Source organism: Streptomyces sp. R28 (assembly GCF_041052385.1).
In the GTDB taxonomy this organism is placed as follows: Bacteria; Actinomycetota; Actinomycetes; order Streptomycetales; family Streptomycetaceae; genus Streptomyces.
The window spans coordinates 8,361,651-8,384,375 of record NZ_CP163439.1 but is presented as its reverse complement, the minus strand read 5'-3'; the positions used below and the strand labels follow the sequence as shown (position 1 = coordinate 8,384,375).

The following is a 22,725-nucleotide window of genomic DNA, read 5'->3' as shown; positions in this document are numbered from 1 at the left end:
CCCCAGCCTATTGGGTGGTGAGACAGGCCTCGCGCATGGGACGCGGGGCCCTACGGCGCCCCGCCGTCATTCCCTTACACCTTGCTGTGCGAGAAGAGCTTCAGCACCGGCACCCCCACCTTGTGCCGAGCCCTCGACGCCCAGTCCCGGTGGAAGAACTCCTCCACGTAGTGCGGGTCGGTCAACACGATCACCTCGTCCGCACCGACCTCGTCCACCACGGCCTTGAGCGCATCCAGCGGATGGTCCTCCAACAGCCGCCCGTCGGCCTCCGCCCCGGTCCCGCGCAGGGCCGTGAGCGACACCTCCAGCGCCCGTTCCCCGGTGCTCAGCGCCTCCTCACCCTCCGGCGCCTGCCCCTCCCGGACCGCCTCGTCCAGCTCGCCGAGCGCGATGTCGTCGATGGCGCGCAACAACCTGTCGGCCTGCTCACCGCGCGGCTGGAGCAACACGTGGAAGGCGACCTGCTCGTCCCCGTGCAAGGTGGTGACGAACTCCACGTCGGCGGACGTCAGGGCCTTCTCGATCATCAAAACGCTTGTGAACACCGGGCGCCCCTTCTGCGGAAACCATCCTGCCCCGCGCTCGCACGGGGACTGCGACTTTCAGTGTGCCCGGCGGAAGCTAAACGGAACGGTAGATTCCGCCGTTTTCAGGGCCACGACACCGATAGAACCCTTTTCCGAACCGCTCAAACCGCCCTCACGTCCGCCGGTACCGGCCGAACAGGAACCCCTCCTCCTCCAGCAGCGACACCAGCTCGAACCGCTTCGGCACCGCCACCGAGGGCCCTCCGGCGATGCGCTGTGCGTCACCGGCGGTGAGCATCGGGGAGATCGTCAGACAGAGCTCGTCGAGCACCCCGGCGGCCACCAGCTGCCCGAGCAGCCGTGGGCCGCCCTCGGTCAGCAGCCGGGTGTGGCCGAGCTCGGCGAGGGCCTGGACGGCACGTACGGGGTCGACACCGACCCCGTCACCGGCGATCACCACCCGGGCGCCCGCCTTCTCGGCGGCCGCGATGCGGTCCGGGGCCGCGGCGGCACCGGTGAGGACGAGGGTCGGCACCGAGGGCGAGGTGAAGAGCGGAAGGCTGTAGTCGAGGTCCAGGCTCGCGCTGACCACCGCGATGGCCGGGGCAGGCCCTTGCCCGGCCGCCTCACGCGCGTCAGCGAACTCCGCACGCGCGCGTGCCGGACGGTACCCCTCCAGACGTACCGTTTCGGCGCCGACGATCACGACGTCGGCGAGACCTCGCAGCGTGCCGAAGATCCGCATGTCGGTCGCGGTGGAGATGGGCTGCGAGCGGCCGTCGTGCTGGGCGGCCCCGTCCAGCGTGGACACCATGTTGGCCCGCAGCCAGGGCTGCGCCCCGCCGGGCCCCGGCTCCGGATAGGCATACGCGGCGGCGATCTCGGCGAGACTCCACTCGCCCTCGGTCAGGTCCCCCGCGGGAAGGCCATCCCCGGCATCGACAGCTCCAACCCCCTCCTCCCCGGCCGGACCGCCGGAGGCCCTCGCTGCTGTTTCATCGGTCACAGGGAACAGGCGTCGCATGTCAAGGAGTGTGGCACGGCGATTAGCATGGTGAACCGTGTCGTCCTCCTCCGCCGCCTCCGGTCCGCATCCGATAGCCGAAGCGAGCCCGCTGTCCCTGTGCGCCCGCGCGCCGCACGTCCCCGCGGACCGGCTGGTCGCGGAGATGGTGCCGCCGCCGCGCTTCGACTCGGTCCGGTTCAGCACCTACATACCGGACCCGAACCAGGCCAGCCAGACCGAGGCGGTCGGTGTCCTGGAGGGCTTCGCCGCCGGGCTCGGCGGGGCGCACGCCAGCGGCGCCGGCAAGGCCAGGCGCGGCTTCCTCGGCTTCGGCAGGCCCAAGGCGCCCAAGACCCCCGCGGGACCCCGCGGCGTCTACCTCGACGGCGGCTACGGCGTCGGCAAGACCCACCTGCTCGCCTCCCTCTGGCACGCCACCCCGGCCGAGCCGTCCCTCAAGGCCTTCGGCACCTTCGTGGAACTGACGAACCTCGTCGGCGCCCTCGGCTTCCAGCAGACGGTCCAGACCCTCTCCGGCCACCGACTCCTCTGCATCGACGAGTTCGAGCTCGACGACCCCGGCGACACCGTCCTCGTCTCGACCCTGCTCGGCAAGCTCGTCGACGCGGGCGTCGCGCTCGCCGCCACCTCCAACACCCTCCCCGGCAAGCTCGGCGAGGGCCGCTTCGCGGCGGCCGACTTCCTGCGGGAGATCCAGGGCCTGTCGGCGCACTTCCGCGCGCTGCGCATCGACGGCGAGGACTACCGCCACCGCGGCCTGCCCGAGGCGCCGGCGCCGTACTCCGAAGAGCAGGTGACGAAGGCGGCGTACGCCACCGAGGGCGCCTCGCTCGACGACTTCCCGCATCTGCTGGACCACCTCGCCCGCGTCCACCCCAGTCGTTACGGCGCTCTGACCGATGGTCTGAACGCCGTGTGCCTCACCGACGTCCAGCCGATTGAGGACCAGTCCACCGCGCTGCGGCTCGTCGTCCTCGCGGACCGGCTCTACGACCGTGAGGTCCCGGTCCTGGCCTCCGGGCTGCCGTTCGACAAGCTGTTCAGCGAGGACATGCTCAAGGGCGGCTACCGCAAGAAGTACTTCCGCGCCATCTCGCGCCTCACCGCCCTGGCGCGTGACGCGCAGGGCCTCGTCACCGCCTGACGCCTTCCAATCGGCCAACTCCCCCAGGTCAAGGGGGAGTTCAAGCCATGCCACCGTCACGTTTCAGGCTCTCTTCAGCTGGAAACGTTAAGTTAACCCTGCAAACGACTTTGCCGGGCTAAGGTATTTCTTGACCAACGGTTGACCAAGTGTTGGCGCGTTCAAGAGGCGTGGATTTACGAGAGGGGGGGCGCATGTTTCGAGGTGTGACGGTTCGGACCGCGGTTTCGATCCTCGCCGCCGTCCTGCTCACCCTCCAGTTCTTCGCACCCGCCACATCCTTCGCACACGCGCACACAGTCAGTCAGGCAAAGGCCAAAGCCCAGCCCGGAATCAAGCTCTCCGGGAAGGCGCTGCGCGACGAAACCCTCACGTCCCGCCACTGCGTGCCATCGGGTGATGGGGACCCGACCGGTCCGCTGCGCACCCGTGACCATCCGCGCTTCGCCGACTCCGGGCCCCAGGCGCCCGACCGACCGTTGATCGCCCGGGACCCCGCGTCCGCGCACCAGCCGGCCAGAGCCGGCACCGCGCACCAGCGCACGTCGAGATCCTCGACGTCCCACACTCCGGCGGGACTTCAGGTCTTCCGCTGCTGAGGAGCAGAGCAGTTCCCCCCCCCCACCTCTGTCATGTAAACCCCGACGCGCAACTGCAGCGCGCCAGGAGGAGTCACCACATATGCAGCCCCTCATCGACAACGCCCGTACGTTCGGACAGCGCCCTGAGGAGTTCGCCAAGCTGGCCGAAGGGCAGTCCCCGCAGGTTCTCTTCATCACCTGCTCCGACTCTCGCGTCGTACCCGCCCTCATCACGGGCGCCCGCCCCGGCGAGCTCTTCGAGCTGCGCACCGCGGGCAACATCGTCCCGCCGTACATCTCCGAGCACCCCACCAGCGAGGCGGCCACCATCGAGTACGCCGTGGAGGTCCTCGGCGTCAGCGACATCGTGGTCTGCGGCCACTCGCACTGCGGTGCCGTCGGCGCGCTCGTGCGCGGCGACGACCTGGACGCCGTACCGGCCGTGCGCGACTGGCTCTCGCACGCCACCCCGCGCCCTTCGGGCGCCGTGGAGGATCCGGAGGTCGCCGAAGGCGTCCAGGCCCATGTGCTGACGCAGCTGCTGCGGCTGCGCTCGTACCCGTTCATCGAGAAGAAGGTGAAGGAGCGTCAACTGAGCCTGCACGCCTGGTACTACGAGGTGCACAAGGGCGCCGTGCGCGCCCACAGCGCCGAGACCGACGCGTTCGAGGCGCTGTGATCGCCATGATGACCAAATTCCCCCACCTGCGGCGGGACTTCGCCGCCTCGTTGGTCGTCTTCCTGGTCGCACTGCCGCTGTGCGTCGGCGTCGCCGTCGCCTCCGGAGTGCCCGCCGAGCTCGGACTCGTCACCGGCATAGTCGGCGGCATCGTCACCGGCATGATGCGCGGCAGCAGCCTTCAGGTCTCCGGACCCGCCGCCGGTCTGACCGTGCTGGTCTTCGAGGCCGTCCAGGAGTTCGGGCTGCCGGTCCTCGGTGTGCTCGTGCTCGCCACCGGCCTGCTCCAGCTCCTCATGGGCGCCCTGAAGCTGGGGCGCTGGTTCCGGGCCATCTCGGTCTCCGTCGTCGAAGGCATGCTGGCCGGTATCGGCCTTGTGCTCATCGCCGGGCAGCTCTACGCGGTCGCGGACGCCAAGGCGCCCGCCTCCGGCCTGGAGAAAATAGCCGGGCTTCCCGGCGCGCTCGCCGAGGCCGTCGGGAACACCGGGGCGCTGGCCTCGATCGGACTGGGCGCCGGCACCATCGCCGTCCTGGTGCTGTGGAAGCGGATGCCGAGCAAGGTGCGCACCGTTCCGGGTCCGCTCGCCGCGGTCGGTCTGGCGACAGCGGCGGCCGCCGTGTTCTCGCTGCCGGTCGCCACCGTCGAGGTCAAGGGCCTGCTGGGCTCCATCCAGCCGCCCTCCCTGAGCGCCTTCGGCGAGCTCGCCAACGTCGGTGTGCTCGCCACGATCGTCGCCTTCACGCTCATCGCGTCGGCCGAGTCGCTGTTCAGCGCCGCGGCCGTGGACCGGCTGCACGACGGGCCGCGCACCGAGTACGACAAGGAGCTGATGGCGCAGGGCGCGGGCAACACCGTCTGCGGTGTGCTCGGCGCGCTGCCGATGACGGCGGTCATCGTGCGCAGCTCCGCCAACGTTCAGGCGGGCGCGAAGACCAAGGCGTCCCGTGTCATGCACGGCGTGTGGCTGCTGCTGTTCGCGGCGCTGCTGCCCGCCACGCTGGCGCTGATCCCGATCCCCGCGCTGGCGGGCATCCTGGTCCACGCGGGCTTCAAGCTCATCCCCTTCCGCGGGATCGTCTCCCTGTGGCGGGGCCACCGGGGCGAGGCGCTGATCCTCGTCGTCACCGCCGTCTCGATCGTCGCGGTGAACATGTTCGAGGGCGTGCTCATCGGTCTGGCCCTGTCGGTCGCCAAGACCGCCTGGGAAGCCTCGCACGTGAAGCTGGAGGTCATCGACAAGGGCGCCGGACCGATCCAGGCGCACCTGTCGGGCAACGCGACCTTCCTCAGGCTGCCGAAGATCCTCGACAGCCTGGAGGCCCTGCCCCAGGACCGCCCGGTGGAGCTGGACCTGTCCGGCCTGCACCACCTCGACCACGCCTGCCGTACGGCCCTGGAGACCTGGGCCGAGCGACACAGCGCGGCAGGGACGGAACCGGTGCGGGTCACGGCGCCCTGACCGGCGTATGACCCCTTGCCCGGTGTCCGGTCCGGGGGCGTCCATGGCCCCGGACCAGACACCGGGCATATCGTTACAGGAGCATACGGAACGGGCCTCTCAGTGAGGAGGTCGCCATGGTCGAGGAGCTGCTGGGCGCGGCCGTAGGTGTCGGCGTGGCGGGACTGGTGTACCTCGCGGCTGCCGCGCGGGTCGTCAAGCAGTACGAACGCGGGGTGATCCTGCGGCTCGGACGCCTGCGAGGCACCGTACGCGATCCGGGATTCACGCTGATCGTCCCCGCCGTGGACCGGCTCCACAAGGTCAACATGCAGATCGTGACGATGCCCGTGCCCGCACAGGAGGGCATCACCCGCGACAACGTCACCGTGCGGGTCGACGCGGTCGTGTACTTCAAGGTCGTGGACGCGTCGGCCGCGATCATCAACGTCGAGGACTACCGCTTCGCCGTCTCCCAGATGGCGCAGACGTCGCTGCGCTCGATCATCGGCAAGAGCGACCTGGACGATCTGCTGTCCAACCGCGAGAAGCTCAACCAGGGCCTGGAGCTGATGATCGACAGCCCGGCGATCGGCTGGGGCGTGCAGATCGACCGTGTCGAGATCAAGGACGTGTCCCTCCCGGACACGATGAAGCGCTCCATGGCCCGGCAGGCCGAGGCCGACCGCGAGCGGCGGGCCCGGGTCATCAACGCCGACGCCGAACTCCAGGCCTCCAAGAAACTGGCCGAGGCCGCGCACCAGATGGCCGACGCGCCCTCCGCCCTCCAGCTGCGGCTGCTGCAGACGGTGATGGCGGTGGCGGCGGAGAAGAACTCCACGCTGGTGCTGCCGATCCCGGTGGAGTTGCTGCGGTTCCTGGAGAGGGGTGCGCAGCGGCCGCCGGACCACGAGGCCATCGAGGAATCCGAGCCGGACACCACGCCCGGGCAGCCCCCTCAGAAGTGACACACGCTACGCGCGTGGTTCCCGGGACTCGCACCAGGTGATAGACACGGCGGGGTCACAGTTCCTGTCCGCCAGCAGGAAGGTTGCCCCATGCCCGAAAACACCACCGCCGGTCGTACGACACGCCGTCAGCTCCTCGCCCGCACCGGCGCGTTGGGCGTCTCGATCGCCTTCGCCGGAGAACTCACCGAACTCTTCGCGGGCACCGCCGCCGCACAGAACCTGGGTCACACCGGATACGGCCCGCTGGTCCCCGACCCGAAGGGCCTGCTCGACCTGCCGGAAGGTTTCTCCTACCAGGTCCTCTCCCGCGAGGGCGACCGGCTCCGCTCCGGCGAGGGCCTGGTCCCGTCCAACCACGACGGCATGACGGCCCTGCCCGGCCGGCACGGCCGCGTCCACCTGGTGCGCAACCACGAGAACCGCGTCACCGCGAAGATCCCCGTCCCGACCGTCGAGGGCCTCACCTACGACCCGGCGGGCAAGGGCGGCTGCACGGCGCTGACGCTGGACGCGCAGGGCCGGGTCCTGTCCGAGCGCGTCGCCATCGCCGGTACGGCCGTCAACTGCGCGGGCGGGCCCACGCCTTGGGGCACCTGGCTGACCTGCGAGGAGACCGAGGACAGGGCGGGCACCAACGGCTACACCAAGGACCACGGCTTCATCTTCGAGGTCGACCCGGCCACCCCGCACCGCTCCGGCGCGGTCCCGCTGACCGCGATGGGCCGCTTCCAGCACGAGGCGATCGCGGTGGACCCGCGGCGCGGCATCGTCTACGAGACCGAGGACGCCTTCGAGAAGCCCTTCGGCCTCTTCTACCGCTTCCTGCCCCACCAGACGCACGGCAGCCTGGGCACCCTGCGCGCGGGCGGCCGCCTCCAGGCGATGCGCGTGCCGGGGGTCCGCGACCTCTCCTCGATCCAGGAGACGGGCGCGAGCTTCGAGAAGATCGAGTGGGTCGACGTACCGGACCCGCTCGCCGCCCAAACCCCCATCCGCCACCAGGACTTCGGCCCCAAGGGCATCACCCACGCGCAGAAGCTGGAGGGTTGCTACTGGGGCGGCCGCAACGTCTACTTCGTCTCCTCCTTCGCCCGCAGAGCGGAGGGCTCGGCGGCGGACCACTACGGCCAGGTCTGGCGCTACGACCCCACGGCGCGCCGCCTCACCCTGGTGATCGTCTTCGGTCCCGACACGAACCTGCAGCTCCCCGGCGAGTCCCCGGACAACATCTGCCTCGCCCCCAGCGGCGGCCTGATGGTGTGCGAGGACGGCAACGGCGCCCAGCACGTCTTCGGCGTGACGCGACAGGGCGAGGTGTACGCGATGGCGCGCAACGCCCAGAACATTGGGACCCCCGCGGAACCGGAGTGGGGCGAGTTCGCCGGGGTCACCTTCTCGCCCGACGGCCGGACGATGTACGTCAACTGCTACACGCCGGGTACGACGTTCGCGGTGACGGGGCCCTGGCGCAGGTAGCCTCCCCCCGCGTCACGCCTCCCCAAGCGGAGGTCGCCTCTCCGGCGTCCTCTAACCTGTGCCGCATGAACGCTCCGGGGGATGTCGTCGACGGCCGGTTCGAGCTGGTGGAGCGGCTCGGCAGTGGCGGAATGGGCACCGTGTGGCGGGCTCGTGACACGGTGCTGCACCGCGAGGTCGCGCTCAAGGCGGTCCGGTCCGACGCGGACACGGTCGGCCTGGTGCGCGAGCGGGTGATGCGGGAGGCGCGGGCGCTGGCCCGGCTCAACCATCCGCATGTGGTGACGGTTCATCAGATCGTGGCCGCCGATCCGCATCCGTGGATCGTGATGGAGCTGGTGCCCGGCATCTCGCTCCAACGTCGGCTGGACGACGGCCCGTTGACCCCGGTGGAGGCGGCCCGCCTCGGCCGCCAGGTGCTCGCCGCGCTGCGGGCCGCGCACGCGGCGGGCATCCAGCACCGGGACGTCAAACCCGCCAACATCCTCCTGCGGCCCGACGGCGACGCCGTCCTCACCGACTTCGGCATCGCCGCCCTGCAGGGCACGACGGCCCTCACGGCCACCGGCGAGCTCGTCGGTTCGCCCGAGTACATGGCCCCGGAGCGGATCCGGGGGCACGACGACGACCCGGCCGCCGACCTGTGGTCGCTGGGCGTGGTCCTGTACGTGTGCGTGGAGGGCGTCAGTCCCTTGCGCCGCCCCACCACCCTCGCCACCCTGGCCGCCGTACTCGACGCCCCGCTCCCGGCACCGACCCGCTCGGGCCCGCTGACGCCGGTGCTCGACGCCCTGCTGGTGCGCGACCCGGCGGCCCGCCCCGAGGCCGCCCGGCTGGACGCGATGCTGGCGGAGGTGGAGGCGGGGGCGGCAGCGCGCTGGGTTCGACCGACACTGAACGCCGGTGCCCCGCAGCACCGGACGCCGACCGCGCAGCCTGTCCCCACCCGGCCGGACATCACGCACCCGACGCTTGCGCAGCGGTCGCGGGGCCCTCGACGCCGTACACCACTGGTGGTGGCCGCGAGCGCGGCGCTGGTGATCGCCACGGCGACGGCTCTGGCCTTCGCGCTGCGCCCCGGCGACGGCGAGGGTGACGACAAGGCCGGCAGCACCACGACACCGGCGGCCACGAGTTCCACCCCGAGCCCGACGCCGCGGCAGCCGTCCCCCGCACCGACTCCCAGCCCGACGGCCTCCGGCGGCACCCCCGTCGGTGCGCCGGAAGGCCGCTGGATCGCCCAGCTCCACTCCGAACCCATCGCCTCGGGCACCGCCGCCCGCGACCGGCGACTCGCCACCATCCGCCGATCCGTGCCGGAGGCGACCGTCGTGCGCAGCGACGACTACGCCTCCCTGCACGGCGGTTACTGGGTGATCTACGCCCCCGGCCCCTTCACCGACGGCCGCGCCGCCCTGACCTTCTGCGCCGAGCGCGGCCGAACGACGGTGAACACCTGCCTCGGCCGCTACCTGAGCACGGACGCGGCCGACTCCACCCTCCAGTGCCGCCCTCCGGTGACCGCACCGACGGGCTCCTGCACCCGCACCGACTGAGACGACCGGCCCGCCGGGCGAGTGACACGGTCCCGGCGGGGGCCGTCGATGCACCGATATGACCAGTTGATCCTCATATCTTCATGCGGTGATCACTCTTGTACGACGCGTCACGGCCGTCTGCGCCCTGGGCGCGGCGCTGGGCGCACTCGCCTCGTGTGCGCCCGAGGCGACGCGCGCTCCCCTCCCGGCACCCAGCGCCACCGCCGCCTCCTCCTCCGCGGCCAAGCCCCCGACCCTCGCGCCCGGCCCCGCCGGCCTGACGCCCGTCTTCGAGCATGGCCCCCGTGCGAGGGACAAGACCGTCGCGCTCACCTTCGATGCAGACATGACCTCCGATCAGGGACCGCGGGCGGTGAGCGGCGAGCGGTTCGACAATCCGGGGCTCGTCGCGGCCCTGCGGGAGCTGAAGGTGCCGGCGACCGTGTTCATGACGGGCCGGTGGGCCGAGCAGTATCCGGGGCAGGCCCGGGCCATCGGGCGGGACCCGCTCTTCGAGGTCGCCAACCACTCGTACAGCCACCACGCCTTCACCGACGACTGCTACGGGCTGCCGACCGTCGACGAGGAGCGGATGCGGGCGGATGTGGAGCGGGCGTACGCCGCGTTCCGGAAGGTGGGGGTACGGGACGCGATGCCGTACTTCCGGTTTCCCGGCGGCTGTTACGACCGGCGTGCTCTGAAGGCGCTGACCCCTGCGGGTGTCACCGCCGTGCAGTGGGACGTGGTGAGCGGGGACGCGTTCGCGACGGACGCCCGCGCGGTCGCCCAGGACGTGCTGGACGGGGTGCGGCCCGGGTCCGTGGTCGTCCTGCACTGCACGCTCAGTGCCGCTCCGACGACCGAGCGGGTGGTCCGCAGGGTCGTGCCCGAGCTGCGCGGGAAGGGCTTCCGGTTCGTCAAGGTTTCCGAGCTGATCGGGGCTGCCCGCGGGCGGCGGTGACGCCGGTTCGCCTCGGACATGAGCCTCGTACGCTGGAGACATGAGCGAGGAACAGCCCACGACCGACTACTGCCTGATCGACGCGACCAGGCCACCCAAGGCCGACGGGCCGCCCTATGCGGAGTGCGTGCTGTGCCGGGAGCCGACGGAGTACCCGGAGTCCTACAAGGGGATCACGCTCTGCCCGGTGTGCGAGTGGCAGGAGGCGCAGCGCACGGCCTGCTCAGGGTGATCTGCGGGAGGTGAGCACGCAGGCCGTGGCGATCGCCGCCGCCGTGAGCAGGGCCGCCGCGGCCAGGGGCAGCAGGGGCAGCGGAACCGTGCCCGAGCGGGAGCCGGTGACCAGGCCGCTGACCGCCGCGTGGGCCGGGGAACCGGTCACCACCACCGACAGCAGGGCCGCGAGCAGCATCGTGGGCACCGCGCGGCCGGTCGAGCGCAGCAGCGGCCAGGCGGTGAGGGCGCCGACGGCGGTGCCGAGCAGGGCGCAGGCCAGCGCGGCGAGCAGCCCGGCGGCGCCCGCGGGCCACCGCGGCACACGGGTCTGCTGGTCGGCACTGACCGGGTCGCTGATCAGGGTGACGACGACGATCGCCACCGTGCCGAGGGCCGCCGCCGCGGCCAGTGCCACCAGCAGCGCGGCGAGGTGCGCCCGCCCCGGGCCGACGGCCGCGGCGACACAACTGCGGGCGGCGGGCGGCTCGTTGGTGACGCAGATCCGCACCAGCCAGGCGGCGACGGGCAGCAGGGCGGCGGCCGCGTAGCCGAGCGAGTCGAGCACGGGCTGCCCGCTCTGCACACCGACGCCGAGGAAGACGGCGTACAGGATGAACGGCGGCAGCCAGCGCTGCGAGCGGGCCAGCAGGGCGGCCTGGTAGCGGAGGAGGGCGTTCATCGGCGGCTCTCGGTGTCGGTTCGGGCAGGTCTCTCCTGACTCACGCTCACCACGTGCCATGGCGGGCGGGCGGTCAGCAGGGTGCGCAGGAGGACGTCCGAGTGGGACGCGGGGACGGTGAGGCGATGGGTGCCCGGCGTGGCTTCCTCGACCGAGGTGACGGTGCGGGGCACGTCGGTGGGGAGTTGTCCGCCGCGCGGGCCCTGGACGACGACGATCACGTGCGGGCCGGCGGGATCCGAAGGAACCTGTTCCGTACGGCGGTCCAGGGCCGCGTCGCGCACGGTGTACGTCGCGTCGGGCGCGCCCGCCAGGCGGCTCGGGTCGTGGTCCACGAAGACCACGGCGGTGCCGCCCGCCGTGCGTTCGGCGACGGCACGCTCCAGCTCCGCGCGGGCGTCGGCGTCGAGGCCGGTCCACGCCTCGTCCAGGACGAGCAGCTCCGGTTCGGCGAGGAGGGCCTGTACGACGGCGACCTTCTGGCTGCTGCCCTTCGACAGCTGGGCCATCGGCGTACGGGCGTACGAGGCGGCGCCGAAGCGGTCGAGCCACTCCAGGGCGGAGCGGGTGGCCGCCGGCCGGGACAGGCCGTGGACCGTGCCGAGGTGGGTCAGGTAGCCGAGGGCGGTGAAGGGGAGGGCCGTGGGGAAGCGCTCGGGGACGTACGCGGTGCGGGGGCGGCCGGTGACGCGGCCTTCGGAGGGGGCGTCCAAGCGGGCCAGGAGGCGCAGGAGGGTGGACTTGCCGGTGCCGTTGGGGCCGTCGATGCGGATGAGGGTGCCGGGGGGCACGGTGAGGTGGACGCCGCGTAAGACCCATGGGCCGCGTATGCCGTAGCGGCGGCCTACGTTGTCCAGTCGAAGATCGCGTTGCATGGGGCCCATCCTCTCCCGCCGGGGAACGGATCTTCCGCCTGGCAGACTGGAGGACGTGACCAGTGATCCGTCCGTTCCCGGCGACAGCCCCTTTCGCACCGAGCCTTCGACGCGCGACGAGGGACCTCAGTTCGTCCTGCCCCTCGTCGTCCGCATCGAGCGGGCCGCTCCCCCGCCCCGTACGGACGCCCTGGAAACCGCCGCCCGCGCCGTGCTGGTCATGCTGAGCGACGAGCGGTCCCTCGGCGAAGGCGAGTGGGCCGAGGCCGTCCGGGACTGGCAGGACGCCCGTATCCGCAAGGTGGTGCGGCGGGCTCGCGGCGCCGAATGGCGGCGGGCCGAAGGGCTGCCGGGCATCACTGTCACCGGCAAGTCGGCCGAGGTGCGGGTGTTCCCGCCCGTGCCCCTGGACGGGTGGCCCAAGGAACTGGCGAAGCTCCAGGTGTCCGGGACCGACCTCGACGATCCGGAGCGGCCCGTGGACGCCGATCCGTCGGCGCCGGTGCTCTGGCTGAACCCCGAACTCGACATGTCGGCCGGCAAGACGATGGCTCAGGCGGGGCACGCGGCGCAGCTCGCCTGGTGGGAGCTGTCGGACGAGGAGCGCGGCGCCTGGCGCGAGGCGGGGTTCCCGCTCGCCGTACGGACCGCGCAGCCGGGGCGCTGGGCCGGGCTGACGACCAGTGGACTGCCGTTGGTGCGGGACGCGGGGTTCACGGAGATCGCGCCCGGGTCGTGCACGGTCGTCGCCGATCACCCGGCGCTGCGGTAGGCGCCCAGCCGCTGGAGCCGGATGAGCACACGGCGTGCCGCGTCGGGCGCCTCGCACCGACAGTTCACCGTGCGGGAGCCAGTACGCGCGGATCTTGTCGAGGATGTCCCACAGGCTGAGCGGGCCCGGCACTGCGATGCCGGGCAGGAAGCCGGCCCGTCCTGGGTCGGCGTGCTCTGTCAGCCGGTTTCCGGCAGGAGGAAGCGGTGCCGCTCCTGCGCTGTGAGGCTGCGGGAAACACGGCTGTGGGCAATGGCGAGCAGCGCCGCCTTGTCCCGCACCGCGGGCCACACCCGCGCCGTCCCGTCCCCCGAGGCCGTCGCCAGCTGTGCCCCGTCCGCGGACCAGCCGACGCCCTCGACCCAGGCCTCATGGCCACGCAGCACAGCCAGTTCGACCTCTTCCGCGAGGTGCCATATCCGGGCAGTGCAGTCGTCGTAGGCGAGGGCGAGCCGCGTGCCGCACGGTGACCAGGCGAGATCACGGACGACGTCTTCCTGCTGCAGCAGGTGCACGAGCTCGGGCGGTTGCGCCCACTGCTCCGGAAGACGCCATACGCGCACCGTGCGATCCCGGGACGCCGTGGTCATGAGGCGGCCGTCGGGCGACCAGCCCACTGCGTTCACCGCGTCGTCGTGCGCGTCGAGGGTGGCGATCCGCGTTCCGTCCTCGACCCGCCACACCCTGGCCGTCGCATCGTTCGAGCCACTGAGCAGATGGCGTCCGTCGGGCGACCACACCAGGGAACGCACCATCGCCTCGTGCCCTTCGAGGACCATGAGCGGTTCGCCCGAGCCGAGATCCCACACCCGCACCGTGTCGTCCCGGCCGCAGCTGGCGATGCGGCCACCGTCGGGACTGAACAGAGCTCTGCGCACCCCCTCCTGATGTCCCGTCAGTATGAGCCGAACGGCTCCGGTGCCCACGTCCCAGACCCGCACGGTGTGGTCGTACGAGCTGGTGACGAGGAGCCCCCCGTCGGGCGACCAGTGGCAGCCACGCACCTCACCTTCGTGGTGCAACAGCTGTGTCTGCACACCGGTGCGGGCGTCCCAGATCCGGGCGGTCGCATCACGGGAACCAGTAGCCAGCGCGGTGGAGTCCGGAGACCAGGACACGGTGCGCACCCACCCGGTGTGATCCGACAGGAGCAGCCGTTCGGAGCTGGGCCGGGCGTCCCACAACCGGATGGTCGCGTCCCGGGAAGCAGTGGCGATGCGACCACTGTCCGGAGACCACCCGGCTGCCGTCACCCAATCCTTGTGTCCGCGCAGCACCAGACGGGCGGCGCCGTCGTCGGCGCTCCACAATCGGGCGGTGGCATCCCGCGAAGCGGTGGCGAGGCGGTTCCCGTCCGGCGACCACGTCACAGCGGTGAGGTCTCGTCGATGGCCGTGCATGACCAGCCGCTGTTGACCGTCGGCCGCGTCCCACATCCGTGCGGTGCGGTCGCGGGATCCAGTCACCAGGCGGGTCCCGTCAGGTGACCAGTCCACCGCGTCGATCCAGCCGCGATGTCCGGTCAGCTCGGTGGCCACCGCGTCCGAACCAAGCGCCGACAGGTCCCACAGGCGCACCGTGCGGTCGCCCGAAGCCGTGGCGAGGCGGGTGCCGTCGGGGGAGAAACGCACCGACGTCACCCAGTCCTGATGCCCGGCCAGCAGTGCCGCGCACTCCCCGGTGCGCGGGTCCCAAAGACGCACCGTGTGATCGCGTGCGCCGGTGGCCACGGCATCACCGGCGGGTGACCAGGCCACCGAGGTCAGACGGTGCTCGTGGCCGAGGAGTACGGCGAGTTCCTCGCCCGTGGTGGCGTCCCAGACGCGGGCGGTTCCGTCCTGACTCGCCGTCACGACCGCGCTGCCGTCCGGTGCCCAGGCCGCGGCCTCGACCTGCCGCGAGTGCCCCTGGAGCACGCGTGTCTGCTCACCCCGCTCCACGTCCCACACCCGTGCGGTGTGGTCGTGAGACACGGAGAGCAGCCGACGCCCGTCCGGAGACCAGACGACGTCCCACACCCACCCGGTGTGCCCGGTGAGGACAGCACGCTGCCGGGACGCCTCCAGCGCCGCATGGAGCGCCTCGAACGCGGCGGCCCGCGGGGCGCACTCCTCCACGGCGGCGACGGCCAGCAGCAGCGCCAGCTCCGGGTCGACCTCCGTGGTGAGGCGCGCCTGCTGCGCCACCGCGTCGGACAACCGTTCCAGCCAGGCATTGTCGTTGCGGCGCGAGGTCTCCAGGAACTCGTACGCCAGTGAGCCCTCCTCCCACAGCCCGGGCTGCTCGTCCAGCCAGCGCATCACGGCTCGCAGACGCTCGTCCCGCAACAGATGGCTGCGGTCGCGCCGGCTGCGATCCCACTCCTGGGCCCAGCGCTCCACCTGGGACCGTCTGCGCAGTTGGTCGGTCCGCGCTTCGAGGTCCTGACGCAGCGGGGCCCAGTGGCGAAACAGCGCTTCGTGGGCGACATCCACGACGACCCCGCCGTCACCGGGCCGGGTGGTGAGCAGCCTCGCCTCCACAAAGGCGTCCACGACTTCCAGTTCGGCCGGGCCGAAGGCCTCGCGCCGCACACGACGCCGGGTGGGTTCACTGCCGTCGAGGGTCACGAACCGGGAGACGACACCCAGGATGTCGGGTTCGTCGATCCCTCGGGCGCCCAGTTCCGCACACACGTTCTCGGCCTGCCGGACGAGCGCGCCGCTGACCCCGCCGAGCCGGTCGTAGTCCTCGCGCCTTACGACGCCGCTGTCGCGCACGCGCAGAAAGAGCTGCTGGAGCGTGAAGGCGAGCAGTGGCAGAGCATCACCGCTGCCGGTGTCATCGACGATCCGGGCCACTACCCCGGGGGAGAAGCGCAGGCCGGCGAGCGCGGCCGGCTCCTCGACGATCTGCCCGAGCGCGTCCCTGCCCAGGACGCCCACCATCACCGGCCGCTGTACGAAGGGGGCGAAGGACGACGCCAGCAGCGGAGTCAGGAACTCCGACCGCAAAGTGGCCACTACCCAGAGAGCGGGATCGCGTTCCAACGTGGCCTGCAGCAGACTGAGGAACCCCTCGCGCGCTGCTGGGGCGGTCTGGGTGAACAGCTCCTCGAACTGGTCCACGACCAGGAGGACAGCTGCGGCACCCCGTCGGCGGCCGGACACCCGCAACTCGTCCACCAACCGCACAAGCTCCTCGGCACCTCCGTCTCGCAGCTGTTCTTCGACTGCCGAGGGCCTGGCGCCTGCAGAGGCGGCTAAGGATGAGGCGGCGAGCGCCTGGGCCAGACTGCGCAGAGGGTGGCCACCCGGCCTCAGCGGCGGAAGCACCAGCCAGGCGGTACGGCGCCGGGAAAGGGCCGGGACGAGACCGGCCTGCACGAGGGACGACTTGCCGCTGCCCGAGGGGCCGACGACGGCGACGAACTGCCGCCTGGACCCGCGAACGGCGGGATGGAGCCGGTCGGTCAACTCGTCGGTCTCGGCGCCGCGGCCGAAGAACACGGCGGCGTCGTCGTCGGTGAACGCCTCCAGGCCCGGATAGGGCGGCCGGTGTCCCGTCCAAACCGGCTGGTTCCCGGCGCTGTTCCTGTTGTCGACCAGCACCTGGGCGACGAGCCCCGCGATCGACAGGGCGAGCCCGGGCACGACCGCGATCCACAGCGAGCCCGCCCCGGTGGCCAAGGCGGACAGCGCGGTGGCTCCGGTGAGCACGATCACCGCGGCCGTCCAGCGGGTGAGCCCTGCCCAAGTACGGTGCAGCGGTCTTCGAGTCAACTCGCTCGCCCCCCTGATCGGGGGAATACCCATACTGCGGGCCCGCTATCCCGCGCACCGAACCAACCCGGGCAACCGCGCGGAAGTCGGGGGCCGCGTCACAGCCGGGCAGCTCAGACACGCCTCCGATCCGCACCGCAGGCGCCGGGCGTTTGAACGGCCGCGGCGCCCTGCGCGTAGGACCTTGCAGCGGCCGTTCGCGGGGCACGGGGTGCGGGGCGCGGTTTCCCAACCTCAAATGTTGCTCTGAAGGTGCCGCCCGCGAGGTTCGGGCGGGACCCGCGGGGCCATACCCCCGTCACATCCGGCACGTCCGAGGAGACGGGGCAGCGGGTACGGAAGAGGCCGAGGAGGGGACGATGAAGCGACTGGGCACGGGGATCGGATGGCGTCCGGAGATCGCGGACGCCGTGGAGCGAATGCCGGGCATCGACTGGGTCGAGACGGTCGCCGAGAACGTCTGCCCCGGGCATCTGCCCGAGTCTCTGGTACGGCTGCGGGAGCGCGGGGTGACGGTGATCCCGCACGGCGTCTCGCTGGGCCTCGGCGGCGCGGACCGGCCCGACGCCGAGCGGCTCGCCGCGCTCGCCGAGCGGGTGGAGGCACTGGGGTCACCGCTGGTCACCGAGCACATCGCGTTCGTACGGGCGGGCGGTCCGCTGACGGCGTCCCCGCGCCTGGAGGCGGGGCACCTCCTGCCGGTCCCCCGCACCCGGGACGCCCTCGACGTGCTGTGCGAGAACGTCCGTATCGCCCAGGACGCGCTGCCCGTACCGCTGGCCGTGGAGAACATCGCCGCGCTGATCGCGTGGCCGGGCGAGGAGATGACCGAGGGGCAGTTCCTGTACGAACTCGCCGACCGCACGGGCGTACGCCTCCTCATCGACGTCGCCAACCTGCACACCAACCACGTCAACCGGGGCGAGGACCCCGCCAAGGCGCTCGCCGAACTTCCGCTGGAGGCCATCGCGTACGTCCATGTCGCGGGCGGCTTCGAACGCGACGGCGTCTGGCACGACAGCCACGCCCACCCCGTCCCGGAGCCGGTCCTCGACATCCTCACCGACCTCGCGTCCCGTGTCTCCCCGCCGGGCGTCCTGCTGGAACGAGACGAGAACTTCCCCGAACCGGCAGAGCTGGAGCGGGAGTTGGGGGCGATTCGGAGCGCTTTGGAGAAGGGGGGCGCCGAGCGGGGGGCGGCTGCCGCGGGGCCGTACGCGGAGGGGCCGGTTGCGGGAAGGCCGCCCATGGTGGAGCCGACTGCGGGAGCGCCGCGCGCGGAGGGACCGACCGCGGGAGCGCCGTCCGGGAGGAGGGCATTCGCGGAGGTGCGTCGCTCGGAAGAGGCGTCCGGGATGGGGGCGCCCGCGGGCGGGGCGGCGTCGACGGAGGCCTCTCCTGGTCCGGCGCCTGTGGAGGGAACCTCGCAGCAGGCGGTACGTGAGCCGGAGGGGGCGGGGGCGGCCGGGTCGTGCGCCGATCCCGCTCGGCAGCGGTTGTCTCTCGCGCAGGCCGCGCTGTTGTCCGCGCTCGTCGCCGGGACGCCCGTGCCGGAGGGGTTCGACCGGGTGCGGCTCGGCGTGCAGGCGCGGGCGCTCGCCGGGAAGCGGGCGGACGTCGTGGCCAAGGTCGCGCCCGAGTTGCCGGTGATTCTCGGGGACGGGTATCGGCGGGCGTTCCTCGCATACAGCCACGGGCACCCGATGACCGACGGCTATCGACGCGACGCGCTGGGCTTCGCCGGGTATCTGCTGGCCGAGGGTCGGCTCGAGGACGCACGGGTGCGGGCGGAGTTGCGGGAGTGGTGGCTGGAGCGGTCGGGCCCGAAGCCACGATCGCGGCGGCCGGGGGTGCGGCTGCCCGCGCCACACGGCGAGTGCTGCTGCGCCGGTGAGCGGGCTACGGCCCGGCGTGCGACGGGGGTAGGCGGAGTGGCCGGGGTGAGCGGGATGGCTGAGGGACCAATGGCCGAGGGCCGACGTGGCCAAGGTGAGCGCGATGACCAAGGCGACCGGGACGGCCCGGATGGCCGAGGGGCCAGGGTGGCCAAGGTGACCGAGGGACCAACGTGACCGGGACGGCCGGGAGACCGACGTGACCGGGGCGACCGGGGCCGCCGGAGCTGCCAAGGCCGCCAGGGCTGGTCCACGGGGGCGGCCCGACGTCCGCCGTTGGCGTCGGAGTGGCACGGGAGTTGTTGCGCGGTGGGGCGGATCGCGTCGGCAACCGTCTCACGCCCCATCGGCTCCGCACCCACAGCCTGACGGACCCCGCCTACGCCAACTCCCGCTCCCCCACTGGACGCCCCCGCCCCTCAGAGTGTGCCGGGGTTAACAGCCCAATCCGCGACATGGCCGGGGGACCCGTTTCACCCACCTTTGCCACCGTAAGCCACCCACCCCTCCTCCCCCATTCGCCCGTATCCACCCCCGTTGCAACCATTCGCTCCGGTACGGCAGTTGGCGTAGACCCTGAGGTACCCCGCAGTAATATGCCAATCCAACCCCCGAAGCGCACTAACGTGCGGTGCCGCAACAGGAGGCACCATGCGACCGCGACCCCCCATCAACGGCAGAGGCATCTTCAGCGGCACCGGGCTCATCATCACGGGCCTGACGGCGACACTGCTGGCGATGATCTTCCCGATCTGGTCGTACGCCGACCGGTCCGGGACCGGTCTGGACGTACTCAACGCCGGGACCGTCTCGACCGGGTACGGACCGCTGTCCGCCCTCGACCGCGACTTCATCACGAAGGTCCGGCTGGCCGGGCTGTGGGAGCTGCCCGCCGGCCGGCAGGCGCAGCAGAAGGGCATGACGCCGGCCGTACGGACCGCGGGGCGGCACCTGATCGAGGGGCACGCGTTCCTGGACGAGCGGGTGCGTGACGTCGCCGCCAAGCTCAGCCTGCAGCTGCCCAACGAACCCACCGAGCAGCAGCAGGAGTGGCTGGCCACCCTGAACTCGGCCCAAGGCGTCGAGTACGACCGGCAGTTCGCCAACATTCTGCGGCTGGCGCACGGCAAGGTGTTCTCCGTCGTCGCCCAGGTGCGGGCCGGCACACGCAACTCCCTCGTGCGCAAGCTGGCCGACGACGCCAACACCACGGTGCTGGACCACATCACGGTCCTGGAGGCCACCGGTTACGTCGACTACGACGCCCTGGCCCGGGACATGGTCGCCGACAGCACCCCTCCGCTCACCCCGCCCCCCGCCCCGCCGGGCCCGACCGCCGACCCCGCGCCGGCCACGCCGATGACACCGCCCCCGTCCCCGACGTACACCCTCCCACCAGCCGCGACCAGCCCACGCGCAGCGGACACCGAGGGCTCCTGAATCCCTGAAGTCCCCGATCCGGAACGTCACATACCGGCAACTCTCCGTCCGCATTGTGAACAAGGCATGGCGTTCCACGGAGCCTTTGGCATAGAAACACGGCATGTTCTGGGTGCTTCTCCTGCTGCTGGCCTGGGCCGTCGCCGGCACCGCGTGCACGCGGCTGTGTCTGGCTGCCGTGCACGCCGCAGCCACGGAAACAAAAGAGGCGACCGCAGGCCGGGGGCATGATCTGACGTTGTACGAGGCCGCGTTCCTGTCCGGCGGCCCCCGGCGGGTCGCCGATCTGACCCTCGTCTCCATGGCGCGGCAGCGGCGGCTGCTGCTCGCGCGCACCGGCTGGGCGACGGTCGTCGACCCGCGGGGCCGGGACGAGATGGAACGCTCGGTGATAGGGGCGATCGGGCCGCAGGGCCAGTCCCGGATCGAGCCGGTACGGGACGCCGCGGCCGCCGCCGACGCGGTCGGCAGCCTCGCCGACCGGCTGGTCAGCGCGGGACTCGCCGTGCCCGACGGAACGCGCAGCGGGATCGCGGCCGGGGTCCGGCAGGTGCAGCTCGCCGCGGTGGTCGTCCTGGCGCTGGGGGCGGTCGCCCTGCTGGCGCCGGCCCAGTCGGACATGCCGGCGCATCTGGTCGCCCTCTGGTTCGCGCTCCCCTTCGTGCTCACCCTGAGCTGCCTCGCCATCGCCCGGGTCGAGATCCACCCGTACGCGCAATGGGCCTCCCCCGCGGGGCAGCGGCTGCTCAGTGGCCTGATCCGGCGGTCCCGAGGCGGGGACGACCGTACGTGCCTGACCGCCGTCGCCGTACGGGGCGTACGTGCGATCGGCGAGCCGGACCTGCGCGCGGCGTTCGCGCACCGCGAGCCGCACCATGAGACATCGCACCGGAGCGAGTGACAGTTCGGGGGCTCGGTGACGCATAGGGGGCATTGACGCCGACACCGGCAGGGTGGTGCTTGCCTTCACCAACAGACAAACGAAATATCCCTTTTGTTGCTGCCGTGCTGCGAAGGGATACGCGATGAGAGCTCCCGCCCTCTATTCGGCCGCCGGGGCCATGCTCCTGACGACCCTCTCCGCCGCCCCGGCCGGCAGCACCGGGGCCGTCGCCCCGGGCGCCGACGAGCGGCACGGCACGACGGTGGCCGTGGCGCGTGCCGAGGCGGCCGGTCTCACCTTCGGCAACTGCCCGAAGAAGCACGGACTGCCGGACAGCGTGAAGTGCGGCACGGTGTCCGTCCCGCTCGACTACGCGCATCCCGACGGCAAGCAGATCAAGCTCACCGTCAGCCGGATGCGGGCCACCCACAAGGACCCGCACAACAGCAAGCGCCGGGTGCCGAGCCAGGGTGCCCTGGTCTACAACCCGGGCGGACCGGGCGCCTCCAGCCTGTACTTCCCGCTGATCGGTGTCCTGCCCGCGTGGAAGCGGCTGGCGGGCGCGTACGACCTCGTCGGCTACGCCCCGCGCGGAGTGGGACCTTCGGCGCCGCTGTCCTGCCAGGACCCCAAGCAGCTCGCCAAGGGGCCCTCGCATGCGCCGACGTACCCCTCGGAGTCGTACAAGAAGGAGCGCATCGCCCGCGCGAAGGCCTACGCCCGCGGCTGCGCCCAGCGCACGGGCAGCGCCCTGCGGCACTACAACTCCCTCAACAACGCCCGTGACCTGGACGTCCTGCGCGCCGCACTGGGCCAGGAGAAGCTGACGTTCATGGGCGCGTCGTACGGCACCTACTTCGGCGCGGTGTACGCGACTCTCTTCCCCTCACACGTGCGGCGGATGGTGTTCGACTCGGCGGTGAACCCCGACCCCGCGCAGGTCTGGTACCGCAACAACCTCGCCCAGTCGGCCGCGTTCGAAGGGCGGTGGGAGGACTTCCGGGAGTGGGTCGCCAAGCACCACGACGTCTACGGGCTCGGTGACACCTCCGACGAGGTGCTGCGCAACTACGAGAAGGCGCGGGCGCGGCTGGCCGTGAAGCCGGCGGGCGGGAAGGTCGGGACCGGGCAGTTGCAGGAGGCGTTCCTGCAGACCGGTTACTACGACGACTACTGGCCCGCGCGGGCGCAGGCGCTGTCGGCGTATCTGAAGGGTGATGCGAAGCCGCTGGTCGAGCTGGCCGCACCGGCGACGGAGGCAGCGGCGGCGGGCGAGGACGAGAACTCGAGCGCGGTGTACACGGCCGTGGAGTGCAACGACGCGCCCTGGCCGACGGACTGGGCGGTCTGGGACCGGGACAACACGCGGCTCGCGCGCGTGGCGCCGTTCGAGACCTGGGACAACGTGTGGATGACCCTGCCGTGCGCCTACTGGCAGGCACCCCGGCAGGAGCCCGTCGACGTGCGGACGGGGCCGGGTGAGCTGCCGCCGATTCTGATCCTGGCCGCCGAGCGGGACGCGGCCACGCCGTACGACGGGGCACTGGAGATGCACCGGCGCCTGGCGGGCTCGGTCCTGGTGACCGAGCGGGACGCCGGCACGCACGGCATCGCGTACGGCCCGAACACCTGCGTCAACGGCCACCTCGACGCCTACCTGCTGGAGGGCCGCCTCCCGGCGCGACGCGCGGCGTGCGAGGGGCACCCCGAGCCGAAGCCGGAGCGCCCGGGCGACCCCGAGGCGAAGAAGCTGCGCCGGCAGACCGACACGAACCCGGGCGGCCGGCCCCAGGAGACCGCGGCCGCCCGGCTACCGCACTGATCAGGCAAGCCCCGCAACCAACTCCGCCACGGA

At 72.0% G+C, this 22,725-nt stretch carries 18 protein-coding genes and 1 pseudogene; 14 read left to right on the top strand and 5 right to left on the bottom strand.

What is annotated here, in order from left to right; all coding sequences use genetic code 11:
- Window positions 1-74: 74 nt before the first annotated feature.
- On the bottom strand, window positions 75-530 hold the full coding sequence (locus AB5J49_RS36730) for an indole-3-glycerol phosphate synthase (RefSeq protein WP_369173157.1): 456 nt from the start codon (window positions 528-530) through the stop codon (window positions 75-77).
- Window positions 531-702: 172 nt separating this feature from the next.
- Window positions 703-1,554 (bottom strand): pyrimidine reductase family protein, encoded by an 852-nt coding sequence (locus AB5J49_RS36725; protein WP_369173156.1) that lies wholly within the window; start codon window positions 1,552-1,554, stop codon window positions 703-705.
- A gap of 37 nt (window positions 1,555-1,591) precedes the next feature.
- Between AB5J49_RS36725 and zapE the strand changes: the two genes are divergently transcribed.
- The 9 genes from zapE (at window position 1,592) to AB5J49_RS36680 (ending at window position 10,581) form a co-directional block, all read left to right on the top strand.
- Complete coding sequence (zapE, locus tag AB5J49_RS36720) at window positions 1,592-2,701, top strand: cell division protein ZapE (protein WP_369173155.1); 1,110 nt, start codon at window positions 1,592-1,594, stop codon at window positions 2,699-2,701.
- A 194-nt stretch (window positions 2,702-2,895) separates the two neighbouring features.
- Window positions 2,896-3,300 (top strand): hypothetical protein, encoded by a 405-nt coding sequence (locus tag AB5J49_RS36715; protein ID WP_369173154.1) that lies wholly within the window; start codon window positions 2,896-2,898, stop codon window positions 3,298-3,300.
- An 82-nt stretch (window positions 3,301-3,382) separates the two neighbouring features.
- Complete coding sequence (locus AB5J49_RS36710; protein WP_369173153.1) at window positions 3,383-3,961, top strand: carbonic anhydrase; 579 nt, start codon at window positions 3,383-3,385, stop codon at window positions 3,959-3,961.
- 5 nt (window positions 3,962-3,966) lie between these two features.
- A complete protein-coding gene (locus AB5J49_RS36705) occupies window positions 3,967-5,424 on the top strand; it encodes a SulP family inorganic anion transporter (protein WP_369173152.1) in 1,458 nt (485 codons plus the stop codon).
- Between the two features lie 116 nt (window positions 5,425-5,540).
- Complete coding sequence (locus AB5J49_RS36700; RefSeq protein ID WP_369173151.1) at window positions 5,541-6,371, top strand: slipin family protein; 831 nt, start codon at window positions 5,541-5,543, stop codon at window positions 6,369-6,371.
- 90 nt (window positions 6,372-6,461) lie between these two features.
- A complete protein-coding gene (locus AB5J49_RS36695) occupies window positions 6,462-7,850 on the top strand; it encodes a PhoX family protein (protein ID WP_369173150.1) in 1,389 nt (462 codons plus the stop codon).
- Window positions 7,851-7,915: 65 nt separating this feature from the next.
- Complete coding sequence (locus AB5J49_RS36690; RefSeq protein ID WP_369173149.1) at window positions 7,916-9,406, top strand: serine/threonine-protein kinase; 1,491 nt, start codon at window positions 7,916-7,918, stop codon at window positions 9,404-9,406.
- A gap of 88 nt (window positions 9,407-9,494) precedes the next feature.
- Window positions 9,495-10,349, top strand: a complete 855-nt coding sequence (locus AB5J49_RS36685) for a polysaccharide deacetylase family protein (protein WP_369173148.1) — start codon at window positions 9,495-9,497, stop codon at window positions 10,347-10,349.
- Between the two features lie 40 nt (window positions 10,350-10,389).
- Window positions 10,390-10,581, top strand: coding sequence for a hypothetical protein (locus AB5J49_RS36680; protein ID WP_062705602.1), 192 nt, complete (start codon window positions 10,390-10,392; stop codon window positions 10,579-10,581).
- Here the strand turns inward: AB5J49_RS36680 and AB5J49_RS36675 are convergent.
- Together AB5J49_RS36675 and AB5J49_RS36670 are read right to left on the bottom strand one after the other, a co-directional pair.
- Entirely contained in the window at window positions 10,573-11,244 is a 672-nt protein-coding gene (locus tag AB5J49_RS36675) for an ABC transporter (protein ID WP_369173147.1), read from the bottom strand. The genes AB5J49_RS36680 and AB5J49_RS36675 overlap by 9 nt on opposite strands.
- Window positions 11,241-12,119 carry an ATP-binding cassette domain-containing protein gene (locus AB5J49_RS36670; protein WP_369173146.1) on the bottom strand — a complete coding sequence of 293 codons (879 nt, stop codon included), beginning with the start codon at window positions 12,117-12,119 and terminating at the stop codon, window positions 11,241-11,243. The genes AB5J49_RS36675 and AB5J49_RS36670 overlap by 4 nt, the downstream gene beginning before the upstream one ends.
- A gap of 55 nt (window positions 12,120-12,174) precedes the next feature.
- On the opposite strand from AB5J49_RS36670, the gene AB5J49_RS36665 reads away from it, so the two are divergent.
- The gene (locus AB5J49_RS36665; RefSeq protein ID WP_369173145.1) at window positions 12,175-12,891 is read left to right on the top strand and encodes an aminoacyl-tRNA hydrolase; all 717 of its coding nucleotides are present in this window, start codon (window positions 12,175-12,177) and stop codon (window positions 12,889-12,891) included.
- Window positions 12,892-13,070: 179 nt separating this feature from the next.
- On the opposite strand, the gene AB5J49_RS36660 is transcribed toward AB5J49_RS36665, so the two are convergent.
- Complete coding sequence (locus AB5J49_RS36660) at window positions 13,071-16,652, bottom strand: AAA family ATPase (protein ID WP_369173144.1); 3,582 nt, start codon at window positions 16,650-16,652, stop codon at window positions 13,071-13,073.
- A 359-nt stretch (window positions 16,653-17,011) separates the two neighbouring features.
- On the opposite strand from AB5J49_RS36660, the pseudogene AB5J49_RS36655 reads away from it, so the two are divergent.
- From AB5J49_RS36655 to AB5J49_RS36640, 4 genes and pseudogenes are all read left to right on the top strand, one after another.
- Window positions 17,012-18,546, top strand: a pseudogene (locus AB5J49_RS36655) (DUF692 domain-containing protein).
- A gap of 652 nt (window positions 18,547-19,198) precedes the next feature.
- On the top strand, window positions 19,199-19,987 hold the full coding sequence (locus AB5J49_RS36650; RefSeq protein ID WP_369173143.1) for a DUF4142 domain-containing protein: 789 nt from the start codon (window positions 19,199-19,201) through the stop codon (window positions 19,985-19,987).
- A 103-nt stretch (window positions 19,988-20,090) separates the two neighbouring features.
- A complete protein-coding gene (locus AB5J49_RS36645; RefSeq protein WP_369173142.1) occupies window positions 20,091-20,888 on the top strand; it encodes a TIGR04222 domain-containing membrane protein in 798 nt (265 codons plus the stop codon).
- A 124-nt stretch (window positions 20,889-21,012) separates the two neighbouring features.
- Window positions 21,013-22,692, top strand: a complete 1,680-nt coding sequence (locus AB5J49_RS36640) for an alpha/beta hydrolase (RefSeq protein WP_369173141.1) — start codon at window positions 21,013-21,015, stop codon at window positions 22,690-22,692.
- The last annotated feature ends 33 nt before the right edge of the window (window positions 22,693-22,725 follow it).